Genomic DNA, 18,619 nt, shown 5'->3' on the forward strand with positions numbered 1-18,619 from the left:
AGATGGACTTTTGCAACGGTCTCCTAGATAGCCGGAGGGCTGATTGATGTATGTTATTATAGGGCAAGGCACGGCTGGCACAGCGGCCGCTAATGAACTGCGAAAACTGGATAATAATGCTCAGATTACGGTGCTGACCAATGAAACTGACTGCTTTTACAGCCGCATTGACTTACCAGACATTGTCGCCGGCAAATACCGGCCGGAAGATGCTGTGTTGCAGACGGCTGAGCAATTTAAGGCTAAAGAGATACGCTGTATCATGGGCCATTATGCAACCCGGATTCTCCCGGATGAACGGATTGTTGAGCTTTCCTCAGGACAGCGGCTGGGCTACCGCAAACTGTTGCTGGCGACAGGGGCGCGCCCTGTTGCCCCAAAGCTGGAGGGAATTACTGCCCGAGGTGTGTATAGCTTATGGACCATGGCTCAGGCTGCCGGGATAATAGCTGCGGCGGCTGTTGCGAAATCAGCCGTTGTCATTGGAGCAGGCTTGATTGGTTTAAAAACAGCGCTGGCGTTAACAAAGCGCGGTTTGCGAGTTACTGTGATTGAAAGAATGGATAGAGTGCTGCCGCAACAACTTGATGAAGCCGGGGCAGCTATCGTTGAGACCGGCCTAGGCGCGGCAGGGGTGGATTTGCTTACCGGTGTTCAGGTAGATGCTGTGGAGACACGTAACGGCAGCGTAATTGGCGTGAGGATGGGTGGGAAGATACTGGCGTGCGATATGGTGATTGTTGCCGCTGGTACCAGACCTAATACCGATTTGGCACAGGCATCTGGCATCAAAATAGCTGCTGGTATTATCACGGACGAATATCTACAAACTTCAGAAAGAGATATATATGCGGCTGGTGATGTCGCTCAAGTGACTGATCTGATCAGCAAACAGTCGATTGTATCAGCTACCTGGCCAGCGGCTGTCGAGCAAGGGGAGGTTGCCGCCCGTAATATGGCAGGTGATACAACACCGTATCACGGCTATCTGACAATGAACAGTGTAGAAATAGCAGGTATCCCATTGGTTTCAGCCGGCGATGTCACCGGCAGTGACGGAGATGAGATTGTGGCTGTGCGCAACGAGAACCTTTATAAACGGCTTGTACTTAGGGACAATGTGCTGAAAGGCGTTTTATTGATCGGAGATATCAGGCAGGCAGGAGTATTGGCCGGCGCTGTCGCTTGTTCAACCAATCTGCAGAGGTACGCGCCGCTTGGAGCATCATTTAGCTTCGTTGACTTGTTAACATTATAGGAGGGACGGTATGCGGATCGATAAAGATAAGTGCGCCGGGTGCGGGCAGTGTATTGAATTCTGTACGTTGGGCAATATATCGTCCCGGCGGCGTAATCCGAAGAATTCGAAGCTGTATTATGAAATTGATGAAGACGACTGTGTTGACTGTGGGGTTTGTTTACGAGCGGCTGTTTGTTCCGCAGACGCTTTGTTTATGCCAAACTATGAGTGGCCACGCACCATCCGGTCAGCTTTTAGCGACCCAACGGTGGAACATCGCGAAACCAAAGTGGCCGGGCGGGGTACGGAAGAGATAAAGACGAATGAGATAACTGGGCGGATCAAACGCGGTTTTGTCGGCATCTCCTGCGAGATGGGGCGGCCAAGTGTCGGCGCTCGCTTTTCCGATATCGAAAAAGTAGCTACAGCGCTGGCAAGTCTGGGAGTGGAGTTTGAATCTAACAATCCGTGTACAAGGTTGATGGCTGATCCGAAGACCGGTATTTTTAAAGATGAAGTGAAGAACGAAACAGTCCTTTCTGCGATTATTGAAATGCTTGTACCGCTGGAGAAAATGGCTGAAGTACTAGAAACTATTCGCGGGATAGCCAGCCAAGTTGACTGCGTTTTCAGCGTGGACTTGATTACCGTTCTCGACGAGGATAATTCAATTCCTACGCTTCCCATTCTGCGCTCTCTGAACTGGCCAGTCCTGCCTAATGGTAAGATGAATACCGGTCTTGGCCGACCACTGGCGAAGGAGGTTTAGCTTATGTCGCATACGTTACACCGGCGGGGTACGCCGGAAAATTTGGCCAACGATTTTCCTATGCATGCCATGCCGGCCCGCGGGTTCAATCATGACGGAGCCAGACCCAAACTGCAGAAGTTTTTGCGGATAGCTCACAAACATCATCCGGTTAATCTCGGGGATGTTAAACTGGGAAACCAGTTTGTTACCGATTACGATGATCTGCATGAAAATCTTACTATCAGCAGTACCCATGTCGTTTTAGCTGATGCCAATGATCTTACCGCCCTACTGAGGGAAGTTAAAGAGGCTGAGCTGGGTATGTCTCTTACGGTATCCGGCCTTTTTGATAAATTATTCGAGTGCTGTGCACAGGCAGGGGTCAAACCCCATGCAGTCGAACATTCACTTGGTGTCCTGGGGAAAACAGAAAAAATGCCGGAAGAAGATATCTCTCAGGTGACAACCATGTGTGGCCATGGAATGGTGGCCCAGGGACTGGTCAGACGTTTGATCAGAAAAGTGAAAAAAGGGGAGTTGACACCCGAGAAAGCGGGGATAGAATTAGCTAAACCGTGCCGGTGCGGTATTTTCAACCCTGTTCGGGCAGCTGAACTGATTGACGATTATTGTGCTTTGTTTAGTGTATCGGTGAAGTAGGTAAGTGCTAATCAAACGTGCCGGTTTGAAAATAAAAGAACCATTTCGCCGCTGTATTCGGGAGAAATGGTTGTTTCTCTTAAAAAGTAACGGGAAATAATAGTGGAGTGCTTGACAATCTGAATTTTCGTGATAAAATATGAACTTGTTAAGTACCATATATTACTACATACTTGGGCAAACTTACCGAAAGGTAAGGACGCAAAGCCATGGGTCTACGGACAAGTGTCTACGACTGCCAGGTTGCTGATTAATTAGCACCAGTCTGTCGACTGGTGCTAATTTTATTACATTTTGTGCAGTGGAGGATACCCAGTCGTTTTAGCGGAAGGTAAAGGGAGAGCTCTTTATCAGAATCAGAAACAACTATGCTGTTTGTGGCCTGGAATAACCATTCTAGGTAAAAGCAAATTTGCATCTAGTTTACGGACTAGGTGCATTTTAATTTCCAGATAGCAAGCCACTCTAAGACTTTCGCTACCGTAAAGGGGAGTAAAAACTCAGGAAGAAACCAAGTAATTTCTTTCCGACAGTCAAAAGATGAATCGTCTCAATTAGAAGATCCTCGGCTTCCACCCGGAGTCCAAGCTGTAAGCTGAAGTGTGGATTAGGCAATAAGAGAATTGTGTAATTCTTAAACCAGAAGAAAAAGGTGCGAATTATTAGTTAGAATGGAAGTGAAATTAGATGGGGCGAGCTAGGAAATTGTCTATCTTTACCGCTAGGCCAGGTATGGTTCTGGCGAATGATATTGTCACAAAAGATGGACAAGTTCTCCTTACGCACGGAATTCAGCTCACTAACCAAAAAATTTATTATCTACTAAAGAGGCGGATTCCTTTTGTTGATGTCGTTTGTGACAACTGGTTGAGCACAGAGGCGGATTCCGGAGATAAAGCGCAGATCAGTAATCAAACTGATTATTACTTGTTCTACCAGGAAACTTTGCAGGCATTTAAGCATGCCTTTGAAACGGCTCGCTTTTCAAAACAGCTTCCTCTAACACTAATTACTAAATTGGTTGATTCGCACATCGGACCTTTAATTAATGCACGCTGCTCCATTGGTTACCTCCAGAGAATCCAAGTTCACTGCGATTATACGTATCGACACTCGATTAATGTCTCCATCATCTCTGGGATCTTAGGAAAATTGGTAGGTATGACTAAGGGGAATTTGAAAGATTTAGTTACGGCTGGCCTTTTACATGATATAGGCAAAGTATCAATTCCTACAGAAATTTTGAATAAGCCAGGCAGGCTTACCGACCGAGAGATGTTAACGATTAAGACCCATCCTTCTAAGGGGTATGAACTGTTATTGCAATCTGACCAAATTGCTGCCGAAATTAAAATCGGGGTTTTGCAACACCATGAACGCATTGACGGCAGCGGTTATCCATTCGGGTTAACTGAAAATCAAATAGGCTACTATGCTAAAATCATTGCGATTGCAGACATTTATGATGCGATGACTAGTGATAGAATATATCGCAAGCGGCTAAGCCCTTTTTGTGCCGCAGAAACAATCGTTCAACAGATGTATACACAACTGGATCCGTTATTGTGTTTAACTTTTTTGCGTCACATCAAAAATTACTTGTCAAGTAGTATGGTATTGTTGAGTAACGGGCAAAAGGGCGAGGTCGTGTATCTGAACGATCTTTTTACTAGTAAACCAACCATAAAATTGGTAGATGGCACTTACTTAGATCTGCGAGAAAATAAAACAGTTGAAATAATGGATATCGCAAAGTAGTCCTGGGTAGTAAAGTTTGACCAATGTAAGGAGTGTTATAAAAATGAAAATCAAAAACATACAAACCCGATTACTATTTATCTTGTTGCCCCTTATTATCGTGGTATTAGGCGTGCTGTCCGGGGTTAGCTATTATCTCTCACATCAATCATTAACAAGAAGTATTGATGCCACAGCCAAGGCGGTGGGAGCAGATTACGGTCAGCGGGTGTATAGTGATATGGAACTTCTGATATCGCAACTGGAGGATCTAGCTAATATCCAAATTATCCGTACAGGTAGTGATAAGGGCCAAATTGTTACTGTCATGGCGGAGGCTCAAAAAAGGCTTGGCACTTTTGATGTCATTATTTTCGCTTCGCCTGATGGTTCAGGCGTTGTCAACACGGGAGCGACCGCTACATACAGCGAGCGCGATTATTTTAAAAAGGTTATTGCCACAAAGAAATTAGTTGTCTCGGATCCATTAGTTTCCAAAGCAACCGGTAAACTTGCTGTTGTTTTGGCTGTGCCGGTTATGAACAATGGACAGTTGTCCGGGGTCCTGATCGGAACATTTTCTATGGAAAGACTGAGCGCTGCGATTGCGGAACTGAAGTTTTTGGATACAGGGTACGGTCAACTCGCCGATGATGGCGGCACGATTATTGCCCATCCCGACAGCTCTGAGCTTGTCGGAAAGTTAAACCTTCGCGAGAAGAAGATCAATGCTGAACTTAAGCTGCAGCAGAGCGAACTTGACGACCGTCTGATCAATCTGTTTAAGGCGGCAGCCGAATCGGGGAAACAGATGCTGGGAGAATACGCCTTTGTTGACGGCATTACGAGGATCGCGGTAGTCACGCCGGTCGACTTACCAGGCGGTCAACGCTGGGTGATGACGGTTGCAGCCCCCAAAGCAGAAGCCACCCAGGAAACTGATACTCTGGCCCGAACGATGCTGATACTTTGTATTGTAGCTTTACTTATCACCGTAGTCGCTATTGTCATCATCGCTAAACGGTTCGCTAAACCTATTACGGTGATCAGGGACGAATGTCTACTCTTAGCTCAGGGCGATTTACGGGAGCGCGTGGCAGAAGTTACTTCAGAAGATGAAATCGGCCAACTAGCGAAAGGCTTCCGGGACATGAGGACGAATTTGCGAGAGCTGGTCGCCAAGGTGAATAATCAATCCGAACAGCTTGCAGCTTCTTCAGAAGAGCTGACTGCCAGCGCCGAACAATCAGCCATGGCAGCAAATCAAGTAGCGGTATCGATCAGCGAAGTGGCAACTGGAGCTGACAAACAAGTTCATGCGATTGATGAAACGACGGCAGTAGTAGAGCAATTGTCGGCTGGCATCCAACAAGTGGCTGCCAATACTAACCTTGCGGCAGGAAAGTCGACTCAAGCTGCTGAAACGGCTAAAGCAGGCGGCAATTCTGTTGAGAAAGCTGTTAGCCAAATGACCCAAATTGAACAGACAGTCAATAATTCTGCGCAAGTAGTTGCCAAGCTCGGTGAGCGATCCAAGGAAATTGGACAGATTGTTGATACTATATCAGGAATTGCCGGACAGACAAATCTGCTAGCGCTTAACGCCGCCATTGAGGCTGCAAGAGCTGGAGAACAAGGACGAGGCTTTGCTGTAGTCGCCGAAGAAGTCCGTAAGCTTGCCGAACAATCACAAGATGCGGCGAAACAGATCGCTACGCTGATCGGCGAAATTCAAGGAGACACAGACCAAGCCGTTGTTGCTATGAGCGCCGGTACACGTGAGGTTAAAGTTGGGACAGAGGTTGTGACGACCGCTGGTCATGCCTTTAGCGAAATAGCGGTTCTGGTGACAGAAGTCTCAGGTCAAGTGAAAGAGATTTCCGCTGCCATTCAGCAGATGGCAAGTGGAAGTCAGCAAATTGTATCATCAGTGAAAGAAATCGATGAACTAAGTAAAAATGCGGCAGGGGAAGCCCAAACAGTATCAGCGGCTACAGAAGAGCAATCAGCTTCGATGGAAGAAATTGCTTCATCTAGTCAGAGTCTTGCCCATTTGGCCCAGGAACTCCAAGAAGCTGTTAGTAAGTTTCGTGTTTAGTCGATGATTTAGCAAGAAAGAATATTTGATAAAGTAAAATGCCCATGACCAACTTTGCTAACAGTAGGTCATGGGCATTTTATGTTTCTTATCGTCCTGCAAAAGAATCGCCAGAGCCTTCTAATCTTAGCAGAGACTTTGTTTGTGCAGAACCGAACTCGGTCATGTATTTCCAGTAACGCTTTGGCATATGACTCATGCGACAGGTAGGATTGTGACGTCCCTGAATCTCGATCGTATCATAGAAAAGTCGCCACAGGTCGCGAAAAGATTGTTCCTGCTCATCTGGTTCGGGCAGCTCGAGAGCATCAATGGGGATAACGGCAGACTGATAGGGTTGGTATGCTAGTGCCATGGCATGAGTTCTATCATAGATTAAAAAACGTTCTTCCGGATAGCGTTCGCAGAAATGCTGCGTGAGCAGGGGGAGTACGTAATTCTTCGGCTCCATTTCAGCCACGAGGACGTTGTTGCAGACAGAAAAACGCAGAAAGCCTTTCAGCAGGTGACTTTCATTGTGCAAGTGCTTGACAGCTTTATTGAGCGTATTGACCACATCGTCAGTCAGCATGCTCATCACCGACGGACCGCAGCGGTAGCCCATGCGCAGGAATAACAAGATGTGAAGTTCCTTTTGAGTAAGACAGGTTAAAAAGGCATGCCGTACGAAGTCTAATGCAGCAATGCCCATTTTCTTTGGAATAGAAGCAAGCACCCGGTTTGATTTTTGAAAATCAGTCGTAATCTCTTTTGCAGGGAAAAGTAGGGTCTGGGGTGTGTCTGGCAGAAGAATATCGGTTGGAATCTCTTTTTTATCATAACTTTCAAACACGCAGCACAGCAGTCCGTCAAAGCTTCCATCATAACGATACATCAGATTGGAATTGCTAAGCATTTTCGTGTGTCCTCCTGTGATGATATAGACGACTGGATCATCAATGGTTGCTCGAATAGAGAGAGCTGTTCTGACGTTGACTGTAGGGGGAAGCTTTGGTGAACCATAGCCAACGTCTTTTCAGATAGTAACGACCGCAGCACCGCATCCTGCGAGATTTTCAAGTCGGCCGCGGCTTTGCCGCCGCAGGTGATAAAATACTGCGCTCGCTTAAGGACAACCCCCAGCTTTTTCAAATCATTGAGACTGAGGGTAGCTGTGCGGCGGGCTGTAACAATTCGCATTGCGCTATTTACACCGATGCCCGGCACCCGCAGTAAGTCACCATAGGGGGCTCGATTTATGTTCACCGGAAAGAATTCCCGATGATTGAGCGCCCAGTTGCATTTAGGGTCGATATAGGGATTAAAAGTTTGGTTATTCTTGTCTAAGAGCTCGTTTGCCGCGAAGCCATAAAATCGCAGCAACCAGTCAGCCTGATAAAGCCTGTGTTCTCGCAAAAGTGGCGGTTTGGTATCTAGGGTCGGTAGCAGAGCATTTTCGGTCACAGGCATATAGGCAGAGAAAAAGACGCGCTTAAGCTTATATTTCTTATAAAGACCTTCAGTTAAATTTAAAATTTGCCAATCGGTGTCTGGCGTAGCGCCGACAATCATCTGGGTACTCTGACCGGCAGGAACAAACTTTGGCGCATGCCGATACTTGATGATATCTGTGGAACTCTCTTGTATCCGATTTTTGATATATCCCATCGGCGCCAAAATGGAATGCTTTGACTTGTCGGGTGCAAGCAGTTGCAAACTGCGTTGGGAAGGCAGCTCGATATTTACGCTCATGCGGTCTGCCAACATGCCAAGCTGGGCGATTAGCGCGCTGTCTGTCCCGGGAATGGCTTTTGCGTGGATGTATCCGGAAAACCGGTATTCCTGCCGCAGGATGCGCAGCGCCTCAATCATTTGCTCTGAGGTATAGTCAGGATTTTTCAGTACACCAGAGCTCAAGAAAAGTCCCTCTATGTAATTGCGCCGATAAAAATTGATGGTCAGCTCTGCCAATTCGCGTGGCGTGAAGGAAGCCCGCGGCGTGTCATTTGATTTACGGTTAACGCAGTATTTACAATCATAGGTGCAAGCATTGCTCATCAGCACCTTTAATAATGAAATGCAGCGCCCGTCCCCGGCAAAGCTGTGACAAATACCACTGGCTGCCGCGCTGCCAATTCCTCCGGCTGTCGCCTTTTTATTCACTCCGCTGGAAGTGCAAGCAACATCATATTTAGCTGCGTCGGTCAAGATTTTCAACTTGTCAAAAACATCCACGCAGAACAGCTCCTTATTTATCCGATGACCAAATCACTCTAAGGCTTCCTTACATGAACGAGTGCCCCGAAAAGGGAGCTTCCGGCTTAACAAAATCATAGATTTCGGGCCTTAGTCTACGAGCGGCTAGGTGTCACTTATTTATATTATAGAACATATGTTCTGGGACTGCAAAGGCTTTTTAGAAAAATTTTCTTGGCAATTATTTAAATAAAGTATATGATTAATTACTGGACAGACGTTTGATTGGAGAAGTGAAAACGGGGGCTGCCCCCTGAAGAAGCGGGGATAGAATTAGCTAAGCGGTGCCGGTGAGGTATTTTCATCCTGCTCGTGCCGCGGCACTGATAGGCAAATACTGTTTCGTGAAGTAGGTAAGCGAGCCTACTGTAATAGATGTCCGGTTCTGCGAGGGCGTGCATTTGAAATGCAGAAATACCTATGACTTACTTTACAGCAGTAGGTCATGGGTATTTTAGCTAGTAGACTTCGGGATAATGGAAAGACGTTATCTCTTTAGGAGGATCCTCGAATGGCACAGTTACCAAGATGAATCTGAAATTGTGTGAGTTATCCGAATGAAGGGTTCCGAAAGAAGAGGGTCGATACACTCAGTGCAGCAGCTTTTAGATATCAAATGCCTCGCTGTCATCCTGACTTCCTTGGTGGATGATCGAGTCATAGAGGTTAATGAAAAATATTTAACCACCTTCGGATACACACGAAAAGAGGTCATCGGTAAAACAACTACCGAACTGAACATTTGGGCTTGCCCACAAGACCGCGAAACACTTGTGAATATGTTATCTAAAGACGGAAAAGTAGAGAATTTCGCGTCAAAATTATGTGCAAAAACCGGTCAAATCATTACGTATCGATTGTTTGTGGAATATGGGGCTTTTGATGGCCAAAAGTGCATCGTCGGGCTTGTCTATGACGCTACTGAAGCTCTCTGTGAAAGCGAAAAGAAATATCGGGACATTATTGGAGATGCACAGATCATCATTATGAACGTCGATGAAACAGGGCGGATATTGTTTATTAATAAGTTTGGTTCCAATTTTTTGGGTTATCAGTCATCGGATTTGATAGGCTATACTCTTAAAGACACTCTGCTGCCAGAATTCGAAAGCACAGGGCGTAACTTGTGGAAATATTATAAAGACCTATTTGACAACTCGGCAAACTATAAAAAGATTGTATGTGAAGTTACGAAAAAAGATGGACGAAGAGTTTGGATTGAGTGGATGAACTGCTTCCAGAAAGATGCTGTGACCGGGCAAGCAAGTGTTGTAACCGTTGGCATCGACATCACTGCGCGTCGGCGTGCAGAAGCATTAGCAAGAACAATGTATGAGCGGCGCCAACGTGACAAAATGTTAGATGATGTGATAGAAAACCGTATTACAGAGGAAGAGTTTTTTAGTATGGCTGAAGAAAACGGCCTGCAGATAGCGCCACCTTTGGTTTGTTGTATGGTCGTACTTGACTGCTCGGATGACCGGCTAAAGTTTTTAAAGAAGGATTTGGAAGAGTGGCAGGCTTGGGTTGACACAGCAGTAGACCTGATCTATGCTCGTCTGGGAGGATTAGCCTGGCATACGGAACATGGCATTGTCATCTTGCACCATAGTTCAAAAAAATCACGTGCTAGATCAATTCACGACGATGCAACATGGGTGGAGAAAATTTCGAATGTCATCAAGGATGTTTTTCGCGGCATTCATTATATGATTGGAGTTTCAACAACACATACGGAAATAAAAACTGTATATACACAAGCATACGAGGCGGTTAGGGTTGGACCAGTTTTTCATCCTGAAAAATACATACACCATTGGCGAGATTTAGGAGTTAATCGACTTCTTATCGAGCAAGCAAAGTCCACTGCGGGAATAGCGTTTATCCAAGATTATTTAGGCCCTCTATTAGAAAGACCTTCGTCAAGAAACGAAGAATGGTTTATGACCTTGCAGGAAATTATATCTGGAGATTCTATGAACGCAATGGCAGCACGTTTGCATATCCATCCTAAAACGTTAGCCTTTCGGAAAATTAGAATTAAACGATTACTGCAATTAGAAATAGATGACCCCGAGGAACGGCTGAATATTGCCGTGGCATTAAAATTGAAAAAATTGCGAGAAAAATTGTAAACTGACATGTAAATTCCGCACGCGCTTATTGTTATCCTAAGCAGATAACAATAAGCGCGTTTTTTGTCGAAAAATTATCCATTTTAGCAAATGCCTTTTAGTTCTCACTGTTGAAGTTACATAAAATTCATAAAAATATATAATCTTAAAAAAGGGGGAAATACGTTGAACTTCTTTAATAACATGAAAGTAAGCCTGAAATTAGGTGTCTTAATTCTTGTCGCATTCATATCATTAGGTGCTGTGGGAGGTATTGGGTATTATTATCTCCAACAGGCAAGCAAGGATATGAACACTATGTATGCGGAGCGATTGCTGCCCGTTAAGCTTTTAAATGAAAACCGTGCAATTGTTAATAGACTGAATGCAGCAGTACTGGAATTGATGCTCACTACGGATGCGAAAAAAAATCAAACGTTAAAAAAGACAATTGATGATGGAGCAAAAAGATTTAATGATAATCTCGTAGAAATTGAAAAGTCTCATTTGGATTCCAAAGCCAAGGAATTATTGGCTAAAACGAAATCGTCTTTACAGAAGTATCGCGAGGTCAGGGCTCAAGTTATAAATTTAGCACTAGAAAATAAAAATGCGGAGGCTTATGCAATATATGTTACGAGTGTAGATGCGCTAGCCACTGAAACTACTGACAATTTAAATAATCTTTCCGATTATTATGCGCAACTATCAACACAAATGGACGCTGACACCCAAGCAGCAGCCGCAAAGGCTACGCAGATTACGATTGGACTCCTTGTGGCAGCATTCTTAATATTAGGTCTAAGTGGGTTTTTCATTGCCAGGATGATCACAAAACCCTTAAATTTTATGGTATCAGCTTGTGAAGAATTCGCAGCCGGAGATTTTCGTGATAAACCGCGCCAGATGCTTAGACAAGATGAAGTTGGCCAATTAGCCGATGCGCTGGTAACCATGCGGGGTAGTATCCGTACAATCCTTAAACAGGTCCATGAGTCGGCTGAACATGTGGCCGCCTCTTCAGAGGAATTGACCGCCAGCGCTGAACAGTCAGCTCAGGCTGTAACTCAAGTCGCCGGATCAATTAGCGATATTGCACAGGGCGCAGAAAAGAGCTTGGTTGCAGTAGATGAAACATCCGCCGTGGTAGAGCAGATGTCAGCTGGCATCCAACAAGTGGCCGCTAGTGCCAATCAGGTAGCCGGCAATTCGTTTCAAGCGGCCGAAAGGGCAAGGGAAGGCGATAAGTCTGTGGAGAAGGCGGTCAGTCAAATGGCGCACATTGAACAGACTGTCAACAATTCCGCACAAGTTGTTGCTAAGCTGGGCGAGAGATCGAAAGAAATCGGGCAGATTGTCGATACGATATCCGGGATCGCCGGGCAGACAAACTTACTGGCGCTTAACGCCGCTATTGAGGCCGCCAGAGCGGGCGAACAAGGCAGAGGGTTCGCTGTTGTAGCGGAAGAAGTTCGTAAGTTGGCAGAGCAATCACAAGATGCGGCAAAACAAATCGCCACCCTGATTGGCGAAATTCAAGGGGACACAGATAAAGCCGTTGTCGCTATGAGTGAAGGTACTCGCGAGGTTAAGGTTGGGACAGAAGTTGTAACAACGGCAGGCCAAGCATTTAAGGAAATTGCGACGTTGGTAACGCAAGTATCTGAACAGATGAAGGAGACCTCTGCAGCCACGCAGCAGATGGCCGGTGCCAGTCAGCACATTGTGACGTCTGTGAAACAGATTGACGAACATACTAAAGCAGCCGTCGGGAAATCACAAACGGTATCGGCGGCCACAGAAGAACAATCAGCCTCCATGGAGGAAATCGCAGCCTCGAGCCAAAGCCTTGCCAAGCTGGCCCAGGATCTCCAGACAGCCGTCAGGCAGTTCCAGGTTTAGTATTTGTATGAAAGGCTGGGTGGTAAATCGTGGCATCTGAACAATTAGTTGTTTTTCAGTTAACAACCGAAGAATATGCCATTCCTATATCGCAGGTCAAAGAAATTATTCGCTATAACGGCGCTACTAAACTGCCTAATACGCCCGGATATGTGGACGGAATTATAAATCTTCGGGGCAAAGTAATTCCTATTATTGATTTGGCAGGAAAGTTTGCATTACTGACTGCAAAAAACTCTGATAAACAAGCGCTTATCGTGGAAGCGGCAGGGCAGGACATGGGGCTTGTGGTTGATGCGGTTACAGAAGTAATACGACTGGAAGAGACTTTAATAGAAGCAGCCAACGGAATTGCGCAGTCCAATGAGTTTATCAGATCCATCGGCAAAGTGGATAAGCGGTTGTTGATCATTTTGGATTTGGACAAACTTTTCAGTCAAGAAGAAATGATAGTGATGAGAGAAGCAGGATGTCAGAAGTGGGGGGATTGACAAACGAACTTACAAGCTTTATTAAATTCGCCAAAGCGATAGACGCCAGAAATAGTTGCAATGGGAAACATAGTGAACGTGTGGCAAAATTAATGGTCGATTTTGCGGAACACCTTGCGTTCTCTAGGGAAGAGATAAACTTGGCATATTTATCTGGCGTGATGCATGATATCGGTAAAATTGGCGTTCCTGAGATCATTTTGAACAAACCAGCGCGGCTGACGAAGCGTGAGTTCGCTATTGTCAAGCGGCATCCTGGTGTCGGAGCAGAGATGCTTTCGGGAATCAGCGGATTCGAGAAAATTGCCGAAGCAGTTCGGTATCATCACGAAAGGGTTGATGGTAAAGGATATCCCTATGGACTTCAAGGCCAGAGAATACCATTCTTAAGTCGGATGTTGGCACTATGCGATGCATATGATGCAATGACTACCATAAGGTGTTATCGCAAACCATTTACGTCTGATAGGGCTCTTGGGGAGATTGCGCAGTTAAGCGGGACGCAGTTTGACCCTGAAATTAGCAGGGAATTTACAAGTATAGTAGTGGACTCCCAAGGTGTCTGAAAATTTGTTTAAAATATAATTGCTGATGATCCTCTCTAGTCTGCGTTCGGACTGAAGAAATCGCCGTCACCAGTGATACGGAGAACCATATCACTGGTGACGGCGAACACTCCTGCCAAATTTTGTAGAATTGGCAGGAGTGTTATGTTTTTAGGAAACCTGAAATTGCAGCTAAAGGATACTTCGTGTCGTGGTGGCTTAATTTGGCGGCTTGCTGCTGTTGCCTAGATTGTAGTGTTACTTGGCTGCATTGGCCGGGAAGGCAAATCGCCACCCTAAGTGAAATCTAAGGGGATACAGATAAAGCCTTTGTGACCATGAGTGAAGGCACAGTTTGGCGGCAGCACACTAACTAACAACTTATTCTAACGCGTCATACCTGTACCTCTGATGATTAGGAAACGTATTTCGCAGATGGTTGAATAAAGTTCGCATTAATGACTGAGAAAAGTTCTGCTAAACAAGTGTTTATCTCTTTTATGGAGGTTTATGGAATCTTTCGTAGAACGTTTTGTAGTGGAATATGACCTTATGCCTTTTCTGTCTTTTGTTTACGCAAATTATTCTTGTTGCCTAATTAGGAGGTGGAACGTAATGTATGATGTTTGCATTATCGGAGCAGGTGTAGTTGGCATGAATATTGCCAGAGAATTGTCGCGCTACAAACTACGAGTCTGTGTTCTGGAGAAGGAAGCGGATGTAAGCTGCGGCTGCTCTAAGGCTAACAGCGGCATTGTTCATGGCGGATATTCCGATGAATCCGGCAGCCTCAAGGCAGAATTATGCGTTGCCGGTAATCGCTTGTATCAGCAGCTTGACGCGGAGTTGTGCTTCGGCTATAGACAGACTGGGTCGATGGTATTGGCATTCCGGGAAGAGGACGTCGCGAAACTCGAAAAGCTATATAATCAGGGTTTGCGAAATGGAGTACAGGGCTTAAGTGTTATCAGCGGCGAACAGGCAAGAGAGATGGAGCCACATCTCAGTCGAGAAGTAAAAGCCGCTTTGTACTGCGAGAATGCGGGTGTAACGTCGCCTTATGAGTTTGTCATCGCTTTGGCGGAAAATGCTGTGGAAAATGGCGTCGAACTGCGGCTTAACACTGAAGTGACCGCCATACAGCCGTTTGACGGCTGGTTTACGATTGTCACCAGCGCTGGCGAACTAGTGGCAAGAACTGTCGTGAACGCTGCGGGCGTATACAGTGATGCAATCGCCAGCATGATTGGTATTGACGATTTTCGCATCACCCCGCGCCGCGGCCAATATCTTCTATTAGACAAAGACCAGAATTACCTTGTTAAATCAGTCATTTTTCAGGTTCCGACTGAACTGGGTAAAGGGATTTTGGTGACTACCACCTATCACGGAAATTTGATGATCGGTCCGAATGCCGAAGATATCGGCGACAAGGCTGATGTAGGAACAGATGAGGAAACAATCAGGCGTATTGTGCTTGCAGCCAGAAAATCGGTACCTGGCTTTGATATGAAAAAGGCGCTGACTTCATTTGCCGGCAACAGACCGATTGCCAATCGAACGGATTTTGTCATCGAAGCAAGCAAAGTTAAGGGCTTTATTAATCTCATTGGCATCGATTCTCCTGGTTTGACGGCTTCTCCGGCGATTGCTTTGAAAGTGGTGGATATCCTGGAAATGGCTGGTCTCGAGTTGGTGAAGAAATCATCCTTCCAGCCCTGCCGACAGCCAATCATCAGGAAAAAATCTGCTGATTTTAACGGACGGATTGATTCGCCTGATCCTGAGAATCATATCATCTGCCGCTGCGAGCAAGTAACCGAAGCAGAGATTATCGACAGCTTGCACCGGGGGATTCCGGTGCAATCCCTTGACGCTGTTAAGCTGCGCACCCGGGCGGGGATGGGTAAATGCCAGGGAGCATTTTGTGGTTCGCGGGTAAGACAATTGCTGGCCCGCGAGCTAAACATTCCGCTCGAGGAAGTGACGCAAAGGGGCAAGAGATCATCAGTCTTAGCGCAGCGGGCAAAACGCGGCGACTATATGAATTTGTAAGAGTTTAAGGCCGGGTCGTTTTACTTACGCTTAGTCACACCTGCGTGAAGGACGCGAATTTACTTATCTCTTCCCGCCATTGACAAGATAAAAGACAGTAGAATAAGATTAGATTTGAGGAGGGGAAAATCATGCGTCTTGAAACATTACTCATCCACGGTGTAGAAGGAGACTCGGCAACCGGAGCGGTAAATACGCCGATTTATCAGACTTCGACCTTTCGACAGCATACAGTAGGCCAGCAAGGTGGTTACCAGTACTCTCGAGGCAATAATCCAACCCGCCATGCGCTGGAAGAGCAAATGGCTTTGTTAGAGGGCGGAGCCCAAGGGTTCGCCTTTGGCTCAGGGATGGCCGCCTTGACAGCAGTCTTCCATTTGTTTCGTGCCGGTGACCATGTCATTGCCAGTCAGAATCTATATGGTGGAACTTCGCGCGTGCTGGATAAAATCTTTAGCCGTTTCGGACTTTCGGTTGACTATGTAGAGTTCGGGAATTTGGCAGATATTAAAGCCGCGATTAAGCCGAATACCAAAGCATTGATTATTGAAACTCCATCTAACCCGACGCTGATGGTTACCGATATTCGGGCCGTAACGGCGCTTGCATCACAGCGAGGGTTGCTAACGGTGGCAGATAATACGTTCATGTCGCCTTACTTACAGCGCCCGCTTGAACTTGGCGTAGACATCGTTGTTCATAGCGCTACTAAATTTATTGGCGGGCACAGCGATGTGTTGGCAGGCGTGGTGGTAGCTAAAGATGCTAAAATTGCGGAAGAACTGCATTATGTGCAAAATTTGACCGGCGGCGTATTAGGCCCGTTTGATTCCTGGCTATTGCTGAGAGGACTCAAAACGCTTGGCGTGCGCATGGACCGACAGTCACAAAATGCCTGCGAATTGGCTGCATGGCTGCGGTCACGGCCTGAGGTGAAGAAGGTTTATTACCTTGGGCTTGAAGATCATCCTGGTTATCATCTGCACCAGACTCAGGCCAGCGGCGCCGGTAATGTCGTTTCTTTTGATGTAGGCGATGGAGAGCTCGCCCGCCATATTTTGTCGGGAGTGAAACTCTGCGTGTTAGGTGACAGCCTCGGGGGAGTAGAATCGCTGGTAAATCTTCCTGATGTGATGTCACATGGCTCTGTTCCCGCTGAGCGAAAAATACAAATGGGAGTTACGCCCAGCCTCATTCGGCTATCCGTGGGGATTGAACACCCGGCTGATATAATTGCCGATCTTGAACAGGCTATGCAACGTTAAAAACATTTTGAGAAAACATCTGCAAAGTTTTACGACTTTGCAGGTGTTTGTTTATGAAAAGGTGTTTTGGCTTTGGGAAATCCCCAAACGCGAATCACCGGCGGCGGGGGCGAAAGAATGCCTAGCGCCAATGAACTGGCTGCAGTAAATTTTCAAGGAAAACATGTGACAACAATAGCAAAAAAACTTTGTCAATAATAGAAAAACTGCGGTGGCGTAAAATTCGCCGCAGTTCTGCTTATTTTATTTGCGGGAATTAGTTTCTTGAAGGGACCCGGTGATCTTTGCAGGAGTTTTGTAATCATGTCAGAATCTATTGGTCTAAGACGACATAATGGGAAGGAGACTTTAAACTGAAGATATTATTTTGGGATATTGACGGTACGCTGATTAAAACAGGTAAAGCAGGGCTGTACGCGTTCGAACAGGCCACTGCCGAGATATGGTCTCAACCAGTGGACTTTGCGCAAATCAAGACATCAGGCATGACAGACTTCTCGATTGCGGCGGAAATCATTGAAACTGTGACAGGTCGCGGCGCAACTCCGGCTGAGGTGATAACACTGGCCAAACGGTATGAGCAATTGCTGCCTAATCACCTTGATGTCCGCGAGGGCCGGGTTCTGCCTTCTATTCGCGAGATTCTGGACGCACTGCACCAGCGAAGTGACTGTATGTCACTTTTATTAACAGGCAACAGTCGCTTGGGAGCCGAACTCAAATTGCGCAAATTCGGTTTGGATCACTATTTCAATTTTGACAACAGCGCTTTTTGTAACTGCAACTTAACTCGCGATGAAGTCGCAGCTGGCGCGTTAGCTATAACACGCTCAATGACAACTCAAAACATACAATCTGTTTTTGTTATTGGCGATACGCCAAATGATATTCGTTGCGGCAAGGATATTGGCGCATTTACACTCGGAGTGGCGACAGGCACATATAGTCTGCAACAACTTCGAGAATGTTCTCCTTGGTGGGCGGTTGAAAGTTTGCCATCTGCAGCGACGTTTATGGCCAGACTGGAAGAAGCACGAAGTTAGTCTGTTGTGAAGAAATATTTACCATTCCAAAACTCCTGCAAGGCAATTTTTGAGGAGTTTTGCCTGTAGAAGCAGAAACAACTCTGTCATATTTTACAGAAACCATTCTTGATAAGTCTCTGCATGGCGTTCCCTGTATTGCCAGAGCTGCGGCATACGCAACGGCCATGGCGAAGTGATCGGTTCATTGATTCTGACTCACTCAACGGAACGGCAATACAAATTGAAGGAAGAATTGCGGGCGATGGCACAACACCTGGAACAAATCGCAGACTCACTGTGATATGTACACTAAGGTAAAAATTGCCTATCTTTTTGTTGATTTGTTCCTTCCCTTAGCTACTGGTTATCTTTGTCGCCGACAACATAGAGTCGGTGACGATTTTTTTCAGAACATGATGCTGAAATTGTGCTGCCACTGCAGATACTGGTGTTGTAAGGCAGTAAACTTAGGCACTGCCTCATGTCAGCTATATGGCGTCT

General features: G+C 46.1%; 14 protein-coding genes and 1 riboswitch. Of the genes, 12 read left to right on the forward strand and 2 right to left on the reverse strand.

Annotated features, from left to right (window positions below):
* Positions 1-46 precede the first annotated feature (46 nt).
* The 5 genes from AXX12_RS12215 to AXX12_RS12235 all read left to right on the forward strand — a co-directional run bounded on the left by AXX12_RS12215 (position 47) and on the right by AXX12_RS12235 (position 6,486).
* A complete protein-coding gene (locus tag AXX12_RS12215) occupies positions 47-1,258 on the forward strand; it encodes an NAD(P)/FAD-dependent oxidoreductase (protein WP_066242850.1) in 1,212 nt (403 codons plus the stop codon).
* 10 nt (positions 1,259-1,268) lie between these two features.
* Positions 1,269-2,009, forward strand: coding sequence for a 4Fe-4S dicluster domain-containing protein (locus tag AXX12_RS12220; protein ID WP_066242852.1), 741 nt, complete (start codon positions 1,269-1,271; stop codon positions 2,007-2,009).
* A 3-nt stretch (positions 2,010-2,012) separates the two neighbouring features.
* Positions 2,013-2,651, forward strand: coding sequence for a hypothetical protein (locus tag AXX12_RS12225; RefSeq protein WP_066242855.1), 639 nt, complete (start codon positions 2,013-2,015; stop codon positions 2,649-2,651).
* Positions 2,652-2,817: 166 nt separating this feature from the next.
* A riboswitch (cyclic di-GMP riboswitch) is annotated at positions 2,818-2,902 on the forward strand.
* A gap of 454 nt (positions 2,903-3,356) precedes the next feature.
* Entirely contained in the window at positions 3,357-4,409 is a 1,053-nt protein-coding gene (locus tag AXX12_RS12230) for an HD-GYP domain-containing protein (protein ID WP_197470699.1), read from the forward strand.
* Between the two features lie 43 nt (positions 4,410-4,452).
* The gene (locus AXX12_RS12235; RefSeq protein ID WP_066242858.1) at positions 4,453-6,486 is read left to right on the forward strand and encodes a methyl-accepting chemotaxis protein; all 2,034 of its coding nucleotides are present in this window, start codon (positions 4,453-4,455) and stop codon (positions 6,484-6,486) included.
* Positions 6,487-6,574: 88 nt separating this feature from the next.
* On the opposite strand, the gene AXX12_RS12240 is transcribed toward AXX12_RS12235, so the two are convergent.
* The gene (locus AXX12_RS12240) at positions 6,575-7,381 is read right to left on the reverse strand and encodes a TIGR03915 family putative DNA repair protein (protein ID WP_066242860.1); all 807 of its coding nucleotides are present in this window, start codon (positions 7,379-7,381) and stop codon (positions 6,575-6,577) included.
* Positions 7,360-8,700, reverse strand: coding sequence for a putative DNA modification/repair radical SAM protein (locus AXX12_RS12245; RefSeq protein WP_066242862.1), 1,341 nt, complete (start codon positions 8,698-8,700; stop codon positions 7,360-7,362). Before AXX12_RS12245 ends, AXX12_RS12240 begins: the two co-directional genes overlap by 22 nt.
* Positions 8,701-9,314: 614 nt before the next feature.
* Between AXX12_RS12245 and AXX12_RS12250 the strand changes: the two genes are divergently transcribed.
* The 7 genes from AXX12_RS12250 to AXX12_RS12280 all read left to right on the forward strand — a co-directional run bounded on the left by AXX12_RS12250 (position 9,315) and on the right by AXX12_RS12280 (position 18,136).
* The gene (locus tag AXX12_RS12250; protein WP_066242864.1) at positions 9,315-10,856 is read left to right on the forward strand and encodes a PAS domain S-box protein; all 1,542 of its coding nucleotides are present in this window, start codon (positions 9,315-9,317) and stop codon (positions 10,854-10,856) included.
* A gap of 165 nt (positions 10,857-11,021) precedes the next feature.
* Complete coding sequence (locus AXX12_RS12255) at positions 11,022-12,737, forward strand: methyl-accepting chemotaxis protein (protein ID WP_066242866.1); 1,716 nt, start codon at positions 11,022-11,024, stop codon at positions 12,735-12,737.
* Between the two features lie 29 nt (positions 12,738-12,766).
* On the forward strand, positions 12,767-13,228 hold the full coding sequence (locus AXX12_RS12260; protein WP_197470700.1) for a chemotaxis protein CheW: 462 nt from the start codon (positions 12,767-12,769) through the stop codon (positions 13,226-13,228).
* Positions 13,225-13,794 carry an HD-GYP domain-containing protein gene (locus AXX12_RS12265; protein ID WP_197470701.1) on the forward strand — a complete coding sequence of 190 codons (570 nt, stop codon included), beginning with the start codon at positions 13,225-13,227 and terminating at the stop codon, positions 13,792-13,794. The genes AXX12_RS12260 and AXX12_RS12265 overlap by 4 nt, the downstream gene beginning before the upstream one ends.
* Before the next feature lie 594 nt (positions 13,795-14,388).
* A complete protein-coding gene (locus AXX12_RS12270) occupies positions 14,389-15,828 on the forward strand; it encodes an NAD(P)/FAD-dependent oxidoreductase (protein ID WP_066242876.1) in 1,440 nt (479 codons plus the stop codon).
* A 131-nt stretch (positions 15,829-15,959) separates the two neighbouring features.
* Entirely contained in the window at positions 15,960-17,093 is a 1,134-nt protein-coding gene (locus AXX12_RS12275) for a trans-sulfuration enzyme family protein (RefSeq protein WP_066242877.1), read from the forward strand.
* A gap of 359 nt (positions 17,094-17,452) precedes the next feature.
* Entirely contained in the window at positions 17,453-18,136 is a 684-nt protein-coding gene (locus AXX12_RS12280) for an HAD family hydrolase (protein WP_269448405.1), read from the forward strand.
* Positions 18,137-18,619: the final 483 nt, after the last annotated feature.

This window comes from Anaerosporomusa subterranea (assembly GCF_001611555.1).
GTDB lineage: Bacteria > Bacillota > Negativicutes > Sporomusales > Acetonemataceae > Anaerosporomusa > Anaerosporomusa subterranea.

Coding starts and splice junctions, on each gene's coding strand:
- AXX12_RS12220 (WP_066242852.1), top strand. CDS start 1,269: ATGCGGATCGATAAAGATAAGTGCGCCGGGTGCGGGCAGTGTATTGAA.
- AXX12_RS12235 (WP_066242858.1), top strand. CDS start 4,453: ATGAAAATCAAAAACATACAAACCCGATTACTATTTATCTTGTTGCCC.
- AXX12_RS12275 (WP_066242877.1), top strand. CDS start 15,960: ATGCGTCTTGAAACATTACTCATCCACGGTGTAGAAGGAGACTCGGCA.
- AXX12_RS12270 (WP_066242876.1), top strand. CDS start 14,389: ATGTATGATGTTTGCATTATCGGAGCAGGTGTAGTTGGCATGAATATT.
- AXX12_RS12215 (WP_066242850.1), top strand. CDS start 47: ATGTATGTTATTATAGGGCAAGGCACGGCTGGCACAGCGGCCGCTAAT.
- AXX12_RS12225 (WP_066242855.1), top strand. CDS start 2,013: ATGTCGCATACGTTACACCGGCGGGGTACGCCGGAAAATTTGGCCAAC.
- AXX12_RS12240 (WP_066242860.1), bottom strand. CDS start 7,381: ATGCTTAGCAATTCCAATCTGATGTATCGTTATGATGGAAGCTTTGAC.